At 27.8% G+C, this 11,667-nt stretch carries 6 protein-coding genes; all 6 read right to left on the bottom strand.

Annotated elements, in window-relative coordinates:
- Positions 1–412: 412 nt before the first annotated feature.
- The 6 genes from glgD to glgB all read right to left on the bottom strand — a co-directional run bounded on the left by glgD (position 413) and on the right by glgB (position 10,967).
- Positions 413–1,519 carry a glucose-1-phosphate adenylyltransferase subunit GlgD gene (gene glgD, locus RGC78_RS15145; RefSeq protein WP_252216988.1) on the bottom strand — a complete coding sequence of 369 codons (1,107 nt, stop codon included), beginning with the start codon at positions 1,517–1,519 and terminating at the stop codon, positions 413–415.
- Between the two features lie 21 nt (positions 1,520–1,540).
- A complete protein-coding gene (locus RGC78_RS15140) occupies positions 1,541–2,701 on the bottom strand; it encodes a glucose-1-phosphate adenylyltransferase (protein ID WP_252216986.1) in 1,161 nt (386 codons plus the stop codon).
- Positions 2,702–2,798: 97 nt separating this feature from the next.
- On the bottom strand, positions 2,799–4,613 hold the full coding sequence (locus RGC78_RS15135) for a glycoside hydrolase family 13 protein (RefSeq protein WP_252216983.1): 1,815 nt from the start codon (positions 4,611–4,613) through the stop codon (positions 2,799–2,801).
- 168 nt (positions 4,614–4,781) lie between these two features.
- Positions 4,782–7,223 (bottom strand): glycogen/starch/alpha-glucan phosphorylase, encoded by a 2,442-nt coding sequence (locus RGC78_RS15130; RefSeq protein ID WP_252216992.1) that lies wholly within the window; start codon positions 7,221–7,223, stop codon positions 4,782–4,784.
- Positions 7,224–7,253: 30 nt separating this feature from the next.
- A complete protein-coding gene (gene glgA / locus RGC78_RS15125) occupies positions 7,254–8,690 on the bottom strand; it encodes a glycogen synthase GlgA (protein ID WP_252216981.1) in 1,437 nt (478 codons plus the stop codon).
- A gap of 30 nt (positions 8,691–8,720) precedes the next feature.
- On the bottom strand, positions 8,721–10,967 hold the full coding sequence (glgB, locus tag RGC78_RS15120; protein ID WP_252216990.1) for a 1,4-alpha-glucan branching protein GlgB: 2,247 nt from the start codon (positions 10,965–10,967) through the stop codon (positions 8,721–8,723).
- Positions 10,968–11,667: the final 700 nt, after the last annotated feature.

Genomic DNA, 11,667 nt, shown 5'->3' with positions numbered 1-11,667 from the left:
CAATAAAAAGTTTAATCTTGACTTACTCAAATAAAGAATTGCTGGTTTATTTTAATGTTTCTTGATTTCTGTTCAATTTTCAAATACCAAATTTTTATCGTTGACTTTCTTGTCAACTTTTGTTTTATTGTGTCACCCTTAAGCGACTTCCTTAGTATATCACCTAAGTTTTTTCATGTCAACAAGTTTTTTTAATGAGTTTGAAATTTTATTTCTAACTTATTTTTTACTTGTTGGTCGCATCTCTCAGCGACGAGTTTTATAATACCATCTCAAAAAACAATTGTCAACAGTATTTTAAAAGTTTTTTATTATTTTAATAAAAAATGCCTATATGCTAAACAGTTTTTATACTACAAAGCTTATAGGCATAATTATTTATATATTAACACTATGTTTAAACAGAGCATTTTTAAAGATATTCTTTTTTCATAACTACTAGAGGGTATAAACTAGATCCTATAAGTTTTTCGCCCTCTTTAACCTTTATTCCCTTATCTGTAATTACACTATCTAATAAAGTGTTATCTTCTATAATACTATCTTGCATTACTACACAATTTTTCAACTTTGCATCCTTACCTACAAAAACTCTTCTTCCTATAACACAATTTTCTACCTCGCCTTCTATATAACATCCATTAGCTATTATAGAATTCTTAACATTACTAGTGTCTGTATAATGTGTTGGCGCCTCATCTTTTGCTTTCGTATATATTCCTCTATCTTCTCTGAATATTTCCTTACTTATCTTTCTATTTAATAATTTCATATTGCTATCGTATAATGTTTTTATAGAATTTATACAATTTAATTCGCCATCAAATTTATATGCCCCTACTCTTAAACTGTCTAAATTATCATGTATAAAGCTTTTAACTTTTTTATACATTCCACTAACTAAGCAATCTTGGACTATATCTATAAATAAGCTAGTTTTTAATACATAAACTTCCATGCCTATATTAATGTTATTATCTCTACCTACATTTTCACCAATGCTTACAACTTCATCTAAATCATCAAAGTTTAAAACATCACATCCTACAAATGAGTTTTTACCATTGTTTATTTTTTTATATACCATTGTTATATCTTGTCCACTCTTTTTGTGATAATCAATTACTTTTTGATAATCTATATTACAAAGCATATAAGATGGAGTTAATAACAAATATTCCTTATGACTACGCTTAAAAAACTCTATATTTTCTGAAAAATTATGAACATCTTCATATACTGGATCTACTTCACAAAAATTAAATACTCTTAATCCATTTTGATTTCTGTGTAAATCCCATGGTCTACCATTAGTTAAATGATCAATTAGCGATCTAGACTTATTTTTTGTAAAAATTCCAATACTCTCTATACCTGAATTTGTCATATTTGATAATACGAAATCTATAATTCTATATCTTCCTGCTATAGGGACTGATGCAAGTGGTCTATTTATTACTAGTTCTCCCATTTTTGTTTCATTTTCATCTAAATTTATTATTCCAACACAATCATTCATCTCTTTTTCCCTCAACTTTCCTTATACCGCCTTGCTATTTTTCATGATACTACCCATTTTTACCTCTTCTTTGGCAGCAACAATTTCAATTTCATCACCTGTGCCTATTACACAGTCTTTCCTTATCACAGCATCATTTCCAATTATAGCTTTTTCAATTATCACATTATCCCCTATTTTAGCGTTTGTCATAATAACAGAGTCTTTTATTACTGTATTTTTACCAACTTGTACACCTTGAAATAAAACCGAATTTTGTACTGTTCCATTAACAGTGCATCCTTCAACTATAAGTGAATTAGTAACCTTAGCATTTTCGCCTATATATTGTGCTGGTCTTACTGGATTTGTTGAATATATTCTCCAATCTTGATCATGCAAATTAAGTTCATTATCAGATTTTAACAAGTCCATATTTGCTTGCCAAAGGCTTTCAATAGTTCCAACATCTTTCCAATATCCTTCAAATGGATAAGCAACCATTTTACCACCGTCATTTAACATTGATGGTATTATATCTTTACCAAAGTCATTGCTTGAACTTTTATTAGCTTCATCATTTCTTAAATATTTCTTTAATGTTTTCCAATTAAATATATATATACCCATAGAAGCTAAATTACTTTTAGGTATTTTAGGTTTTTCCTCAAATTCATATATGGACATATCATCTCTAGTGTTCATTATTCCAAAACGACTAGCTTCATTTACTGGAACTTCAATTACTCCAATAGTGGCATCTGCATTCTTTTCCTTATGAAATTCTAACATTTTTGTATAATTCATTTTATATATATGATCACCTGATAGTATAAGTACATACTCTGGATCATACCTGTCAACAAATTCTATATTTTGATAAATTGCATTTGCTGTTCCTTTATACCAATTTCCACCCTTTTCTTCTTGATATGGTGGCAATATGCTTACTCCACTATCTTTTCTATCTAAATCCCAAGGTAAACCTATTCCTATGTGTGCATTTAATTCTAAAGGCTTATATTGTGTCAAAACCCCCACTGTATAAATCCCTGAATTTGCACAATTACTCAAAGGAAAATCAATTATTCTATACTTTCCTCCAAATGGCACTGCTGGCTTAGCTAACTTCTTGGTCAATACTCCTAATCTTGAGCCTTGTCCCCCCGCTAATATCATAGCCACAATTTCAGTATTTCCCATAAATATCTCCTCTCTTTTTCCCCTTAAATTATCATGTATTCACGACATAACTCTTATAAATCTTCTTTAAACAAAGCATCCATTTTAATTTACATATTTATTTAGATAATATTAAAAAATTATATGGTGATAAGTTGATATCAGCCTTATCAAAATCTATAGTTTTATTACTAAATAATTCGCTATATACACCTTCAAATTCAAATTTATTTAAGTTTTTATGCAAGCCTGAATTATTTAATACTACTATTATGTTTTTTCCTTCATATGTTCTTTTTAATATACATATGTTCACATCCATATCAAATATTTTTAAATTACCTTTTCTCAAAACCTCTTCATTTTTTCTTATATTTATTATCTTAGAGTAAAATTTTAATATCTCTTGATTTTCATTATTCCATGGATAAGCCTTTCTATTTTCAGGATCTTTTCCACCCTTTAACCCAGCTTCATCTCCATAATAAATTACCGGTACTCCTGGCAATGTCATTTGAAAAACTATCATTAATTTAAGTAAATATAAATTTCCATCTAATATTGTTAAAATTCTTTCAGTATCATGTGTACCTATAACATTCATATTAGAATTAAAAATTTCTCTTGGATAATTCTCATACAAAGACATTATTCTCTTTTTTAGTTTCTCAGAAGTTATATACCCTTTAACAAAATTTATTAAACATTCTCTTAACGGATAATTAGTAACTGAATCTAATTCTTTGCCAAATAAATATTTTCTTCGTTTTGAATAACTTATTTTATTAGAAGCATCATCCCAAACCTCTCCTATAAGTACGCTATCATTATTAATTTCCTTCATTCTTTTTTTAAAAATCTCTATAAATTTATCTGGTAATTCATCAGCAACATTTAGTCTCCATCCACTCGCACCCAAATTCATCCATTTTTCCATTATAGAGCCTTTTTTATTTACTATATAGTCTAGATAACTCTCTTCAAGTTCATTTACATTAGGTCTATTATCTATACCCCACCAAGATTGATATTGATAAGGATAAGTTATGAATTTATACCACTTGTAATACTTTGAATTAGGGGACTGATATGCACCAACTTCATCATAATTTCCATACTTGTTAAAATATCTACTATCAGATCCAGTGTTACTGAATACTCCATCTAATATAATTCTTATTCCTTTGCTTCGTGCTATATTACATAATTTTGAAAATTCTTCGTTAGTTCCAAACATTTCATCTATAACTTCATAATCACCAACATCATATTTGTGACAACTAGATGATTTAAATATTGGACTTAAATATATGATATTAGCACCTAAAGATTTTATATAATCTAATTTTTTTATTATTCCTTTTAAATTTCCACCATAAAAATCCCATCTTGAAATTCTTCCCATATTATCTTTTATATACATTGGCTCATCATTCCATGTAGCATATAAAAAAGAATTTTTCTTTGGTTTATTTATGCTGTTATCTTCATTTCCATTGCAAAATCTATCAACAAATATCTGATATATAACACCATCTTTATACCACTTAGGCACATCAATTTTTTCATATACAGTTACTTCATATGGCAAAGGATCATTATTATATACTTGTCCTTCGCCGCCTAATTTTTCATCATTATTTCCATAATAAATTCTCTTATAACCATCTATTAAAATAAAATAATATCTTAGCAGTCCTGTTTTATTAGATGTATCTATTTCTACTGAGTATTTATAGTTTCCATCATTTAAATATTCTTTTTGCATTTCCAATAAACTACTCTCATTATTAAAATCAGTTAATTCAAGAGCTACTAATAAATCTCTATTGACTATAATTGATAGTTTTATAGCTCTACCAATTTCAACTGCTCCAAAAGGTTTTTTAAAATTCTTATCTTGAGAATTGTATCTCACTTTTGTTTTATCCATAAATTAGCCCTTCCTATAAGGCACATTCAAATAAATAACAAGTCAAAGATGCGACGGATATTTTGTGAAATACAATGACTTGGGTTCTGCTAATAGTTGTACTATTAGTAGGTTCCAAGGAAGAAGTAGTTCACAAAATAAACTAGCATGCTGACTAGTTATTTATTTTTATATGCCTAAGTTCTTGTAAATAACTTCTGATCCCCAAATTCCAGTTGCATATTGTTCAATAGTTCTATCAGATGAAAATATTCCTGAATGTGATATATTTATTCCACATATCTTATTCCACATATCTTTATCTCTATAAAGAACGTCTATCTTATCTTGTGCCTTTAAATAAGAATCAAAGTCTTTTAATACAAAAAATTCATCATTATACGTTATTAAATTTTGATATAAAGTTTTAAATCTTTGCTTATCATTATGGTATTTCCCATTAGTTAAATCATTAATAACATTCTTAATTCTTGAATTATGATTATACATTTCTAACGAACTATATCCTCCATTTTTGTAATAACTTAATACTTCGTCTGCTTCTAATCCAAAAATAACTATATTGTCTTCTCCAACTTCATCTTTAATCTCTATATTTGCTCCATCAAGTGTTGCTACTGTAATAGCTCCATTCATCATAAATTTCATATTTGAAGTTCCTGAAGCTTCTTTAGTTGTTGTTGAAATTTGCTCACTTACATCCGCCCCTGGAACAATTTCTTCAGCTAAAGATACATCATAGTTTTCCATAAATACTACTTTCATTTTCTTATTAACTCTTGGATCATTATTTACTTTACTTGCAATATTATTTATAAGTTCGATAATGGTTTTGGCTAAATAATATCCTGGTGCAGCCTTTCCACCAAATATAAATGTTCTTGGGTAAATATCTAAATTAGGATTATCAAGTAATTTATTATATAAGTCCATTATTCTTAAACAATTTAAAGTTTGTCTTTTATATGCATGTATTCTCTTTACTTGAACGTCAAATATAGAATTAGGATCAACTATAATGCCTTCATTGTCTAATATTGTCTTTGCAAGTTTTTTCTTATTTTCGAGCTTTATCTTTCCTAGCTCATCTAAAACACTCTTATCATCTAAATGTTTTTGAAAGTTTTCTAAATCTAGTGGATGTTTTATGAACCCATCACCTATGGTGTCTGAAAGTAACTTTGTTAAATTAGGATTACATTTTAATAACCATCTTCTATGAGTTATACCATTTGTTTTATTATTAAATTTATTAGGATACAAATAGTAAAAATCTTTCATTTCCTTTTTCTTTAATATTTCAGTATGAAGTTTTGCTACCCCATTAATACTGTGACTGCCTACTATAGCAAGATGAGCCATTCTTATTTGTCCTTCTCCGATTATAGCCATCTTTGATATTTTATTTTCTTGTCCAGAAAATTTAACTTTTAGCTCTTCACAATATCTTCTGTTTATTTCTTCAACTATCATAAATATTCTAGGAAGCAATTTTTTAAACATATCTACAGGCCATTTCTCTAAAGCCTCTGATAAAATAGTATGATTCGTATAAGATATTGTATTTTCAGTTATTCTCCATGCATCATCCCAAGTTAATTCTTCTTCATCTAACAATATTCTCATAAGTTCTGGTATAGCAAGTGTTGGGTGAGTATCATTTATATGAATAGCTATTTTTTCTGCAAATTCCGGTATCTCTCCCCCGTGCTTTTTAAAATGTCTTATTATACTTTGTATACCAGCGGAAACAAAGAAATATTGTTGTTTTAATCTAAGAATCTTTCCTTCATAAAATGAATCTTCTGGATAAAGAACCTGTGATATAGCTTCAACTGAATTCTTATATTGAATAGCCTGTAAAAAATCACCTCTATTGAATGAAGAAAAATCAAATTCATTTGATAATGCTTCTGCGCTCCAAAGTCTTAAGGTATTAACTATATCGTTTTTATATCCAACAACTGGTGTATCATAAGGTATTGCCAAGATTGGTTCATAATTTACATGTACGAAATTTAACCTTCCATTACGTTCTTCTACTTTAATTTCTCCACCAAATTTAACAATTTCAGATTTATTAGTTTTTCTTTTTTCCCATACATTGCCTTCTTTTAACCAATTATCAGATACTTCAACTTGCTTTCCATCAATAATTTTTTGTTCAAAGAAACCGTATTTATATCTAATTCCACATCCATGACCAGGCATGTTTAATGATGCCATTGAATCTAAGAAACATGCAGCAAGTCTTCCTAATCCTCCATTACCAAGTCCTTGATCTTCCTCTAGATTTTCTAAGTCTTTCAAATTTATATTAAGTTCTTCTAAAGCTTCTTTACAAATATCTCTTATTCCAATATTTAATAAAGAATTACCCAACAATCTTCCAAGTAAAAATTCCATTGAAAAATAATAAACTTGTTTTTCACCTGTTTTATTATATTTTTTGTTTGTTTTAAGCCATGTCCTAGTTACATAATCTCTTACCAAACTTCCTAAAGCTTCGTATTTTTGTTGGTTCGTTCCTTCCTTTAGTTCTATTCCGTGCATTTCTAAGAATTTGTTTACATATGCTTTTTTGAATGCTTTTTTATCCATTTCTATCATCATTACCCCTCCTTTAGAAAAATTATTAGATTATCTATAGCTTAATTCTTTGTACATATTTAAATATTCATCTGCTGACTTGCTCCAACTATTATTAGAATTCATAGCATTTTTCACAAGGTTTGACCATTTATTTTTATCATAGTAAATCTTTAAAGCGTACTCTATTATATGAAGCATTTCATCTGCGTTATAATTATAAAAACTAAATCCATTTCCTTCACCTGTGTACTCATTGTAAGCTCTAATTGTATCTTTCAAGCCACCAGTTTCTCTTACTATTGGTATACTTCCGTATCTAAGAGCTATGAGTTGTCCCAAGCCACAAGGTTCAAATAATGATGGCATTAAAAACATATCTGATGCAGCATATGCTTTATGAGCCAAATTATTGTCAAATCTAATATTTGCTGAGACCTTATTTCCATATTTATAATCTAACCACTTAAAGTGATCTTCATAATGTTTTTCTCCAGTTCCAACAATAACTAATTGAATATCATTTTGTAATAATCTCTCTGAAATATGCACTAATAAATCTAAACCTTTTTGACTTGTTAATCTTGTTACCATTGCAATCATAGGTATATTTTCATTAACGCTTAACCCTAGTTCTAACTGTAAATTTCTTTTATTTTCATATTTATCATTTATATTATTTACATCATAATTTTTATTTATTAAATTATCATTTTTAGGATTAAATTCATCGTAATCTATTCCATTTAATATTCCTCTTAACATATAGGATTTTTCTCTTAACAGCCAATCTAGTCTTTCTCCAAACTCAGGAGTTTTTATTTCTTCTGCATAGCTATAGCTAACAGTTGTTATCATATCTGAGTAATTTATAGCACCCTTCATAAATCCTACACCATCATCAAATTTTAAATTAGTATTTGTATACTGTTCATAATCATATCCAAACAGTTCTGGTAATATCACTGGATCAAATATTCCTTGGAAAGCTATATTGTGAATTGAAAATACTGATTTTATATCCCAATAAAACATATCTTTTCTCATATATTCTAGTTTCAATAAAACTGGTATCATCCCAGTTTGCCAGTCATTACAATGAATTACATTTGGTTTCCAATCCAATTGTTTTATCATGTCTAGTACTGCTCTATCAAAAAATGCAAATCTTTCAGCATCATCATAATGACCATACATTCCACCTCTAGAAAAATAGTATTCATTATCCACAAAATAATAAATTACGCCATCATGTTCATATTCTAAGATTCCACAATATTGATTGCGCCATCCAACATCTACGTTAAACCACTTATTAAATCTAAGCTTATTTTTTAGTTCATGGTTTATTTCTTTATATTTAGGTATAACAACTCTAACATCTACACCTTTTCTTGCTAATTCCTTAGGTAACGCTCCAGCTACATCACCTAATCCCCCACTTTTTATAAACGGATGTGCTTCTGATGCTACAAATAAAACTCTCATACTTCTTCCCCCTAATTCACCAATGTTCTATTATTTTATATACTCAATTTTATCTAATAATTCTTCTCTATCTATTTCAGCTATTTCTGTTACCTTCTTCATAAAAGTTTTTTCTTCAATATCCTTGTATATAGATTTTATTTTTAATACTAATGTTGCCATAGGAGGTACCTTAATTTGTAATGAATATGGCTTATTATGATATTCTAATTTTTCTGATATTAATGTTTCCCCCATAACTTGTCCAGAACCACCATACTTGCTATCATCTGTATTAAATACTTCTTCATATTCACCTAAAAATGGAACTCCAATTTTATAGTCATAATATACAATTGGAGTAAAATTACTAATAAAAATTAAAGTATCATTGTCATCTTTACTTCTTCTTATAAACTCAAGTATACTTTGAGAATTATTATCTGCATCAATCCAGGTAAAACCTTTTTCATCATGATCTAATTCCCAAAGTGCTTTATTATCTATATAAAAATGATTTAAATCTTTGAAGAAAACTTGTGTCTGTCTATGCATATCATATTTATCTATTAAAAACCACTCTAATTCTTCATATTCTCTCCATTCTATAAATTGTCCAAATTCACATCCCATAAATAATAACTTTTTACCTGGGTGTCCCATCATGTAAGATGCAAACAATCTTAAGCCAGAAAACTTATTCCAATAATCTCCCCACATTTTATCAACCAATGACTTTTTACCATGTACTACTTCATCATGTGATATTGGTAATATAAAATTCTCTGAATAATTGTACATCATTGAAAAAGTTACTTTATCATGGTTGAATTTTCTATATATAGGATCTACTTTTATATATTCTAAAGTATCGTTCATCCATCCCATATTCCATTTAAAATTAAATCCTAATGATTCTCCATTATTAGATTTACTAACATTAGGCCATGATGTTGATTCCTCTGCAATCATTAATATATTAGAATCTTCCGCTTTAACAGCCTTGTTTAATTGTTTTAAGAACTCTATACCTTCTAAATTTGCATTTCCTCCAAATTGATTAGGCTCCCATTCACCTTCTTCTTTACCATAATCTAAGTAAAGAATACTTGATACAGCATCAACTCTAATTCCATCTATATGAAATTCTCTTATCCAATACAGAGCGTTTGATATTAAGTAACTACGAACTTCTGGTTTTCCTAAATCAAAATTACAAGTTCCCCAACCACAATTTTCTGATCTCCATTCTTCGCTATACTCATATGTTGTAGTTCCATCAAATTTATATAATCCGTGAGAATCCTTACAAAAATGACCTGGAACCCAATCAATTATTACACCTATTTCTTCATCATGTAGCTTTTCTATAAGCATTTTCAAACCATTAAAATCACCATATCTACTTGTTGGAGAATAATATCCCGTTCCTTGATATCCCCAAGAAGCATCTAATGGATGTTCTCCAAGTGGCATCAATTCAACGTAAGTATAACCCATATCTTTTAGATATTTTGGCAGCTCTACACTTAACTGCTCATATGTTAAAAATTCTCCATCTTCATTTCTTTTCCATGATCCTAGATGCATTTCGTATATATTCATTGGCATTTCATATATATTTAATTTATTTCTTCTATTAATCCATTTCTTATCATTCCATTTAAACTTATCTAATTCACATACTATTGATGCAGTATTAGGTCTAAGTTCACTTTGTATTGCATATGGATCGGATTTAAAATCTGATTGATTTCCTAATTCATCTATAAAGCAGTATTTATATTTACTACCATCATTTATATGTGGTAAAAATACGCTCCACAATCCATTTTCATCTAATTTTTCAAGTTTATAATTTTCATCTATTTTAAAATCATTAAAATCTCCAACTAAATAAGCCTCTTTTGCATTGGGAGCCCAAGTAGTAAACCTTACTCCTTTTTTTCTTTTTTCTGTTTTTATATGAGCGCCTAGAATCTTATAAGATTCATAGTTTTTCCCTTCATGAAATTTTTTAATATTCGTTTCATTTAGTTCATAAGAATTTGACTTTTTAGTACTACTTTTTACTTCTTTATTTTCACTGTTATTATTGCTTGAATTTGTTTCTGCTTTTATACTTGAGGCTTTTTTATTAGTAGTTCGATTTGATTTTTTAGACGAACTTATTTTTTTAGCAGCTTTAGTTATATCTTTTTCTGGATCTTTTAGTATTTTAGCTGTTTCTTCTAATATAATTTCTTTGGGTTCAGTATCTAATTCATAATCTATCTTCTTAGTATCAGCATTACTCAAGTTATCCCCTCCATTTACCTTATATCCATTTATTATATTTTTTACTATATTTAGTAATTTATCAAAGTTATCAATTGTTATTTTACCAAATTTTTGAATACAATTCATTAATTTTCATCATTGCTTAAATCTCATAAAACTACTTATATTTCAATTTTTCTTGTTTATTTTAAAAATTAAATTTCATTTTTTATGTTTATTTATAGTATTTTGTAAATTATTAATATAATATAGTTTAATAATTTAGAAGAACAAATTTATTCTAAACGTTTTCTTTAAAAACAAATGATTGATACCTATAATCTCAAATTCAAAATACTTCTAATTCAATACCTCTCACTTTTTTATCTTAATTTCAATACATCTTTAAACATAACTATTTCTTAATCTTTATTAGTTGAAATTATAGAAAGTACAGTATTAGTTAAAAATAACTAATACTGTACTTTAATAAGTCGTCTTAAAATTTTTACTTTAACAATAAAAAAATCTTATAAAATTTCTTACACTTGATACAAATATAACAATACAACGATATATTAAATATATAAGACTATCTTAAAGTTATAAAAAAACTTTATCTCTTATTTAAACATCACTTTAATATATTTTTATATACTAAAAAAGAGATAGTTGTTATAACTATCTCTTTAAACTTACCTGGCAACGTCCTAATCTCCCACACAGTCTCCCGTGCAGT

The organism is Clostridium aquiflavi (assembly GCF_031344075.1).
GTDB lineage: Bacteria > Bacillota > Clostridia > Clostridiales > Clostridiaceae > Clostridium > Clostridium aquiflavi.
This window is presented reverse-complemented; position numbering and strand designations above follow the sequence as displayed.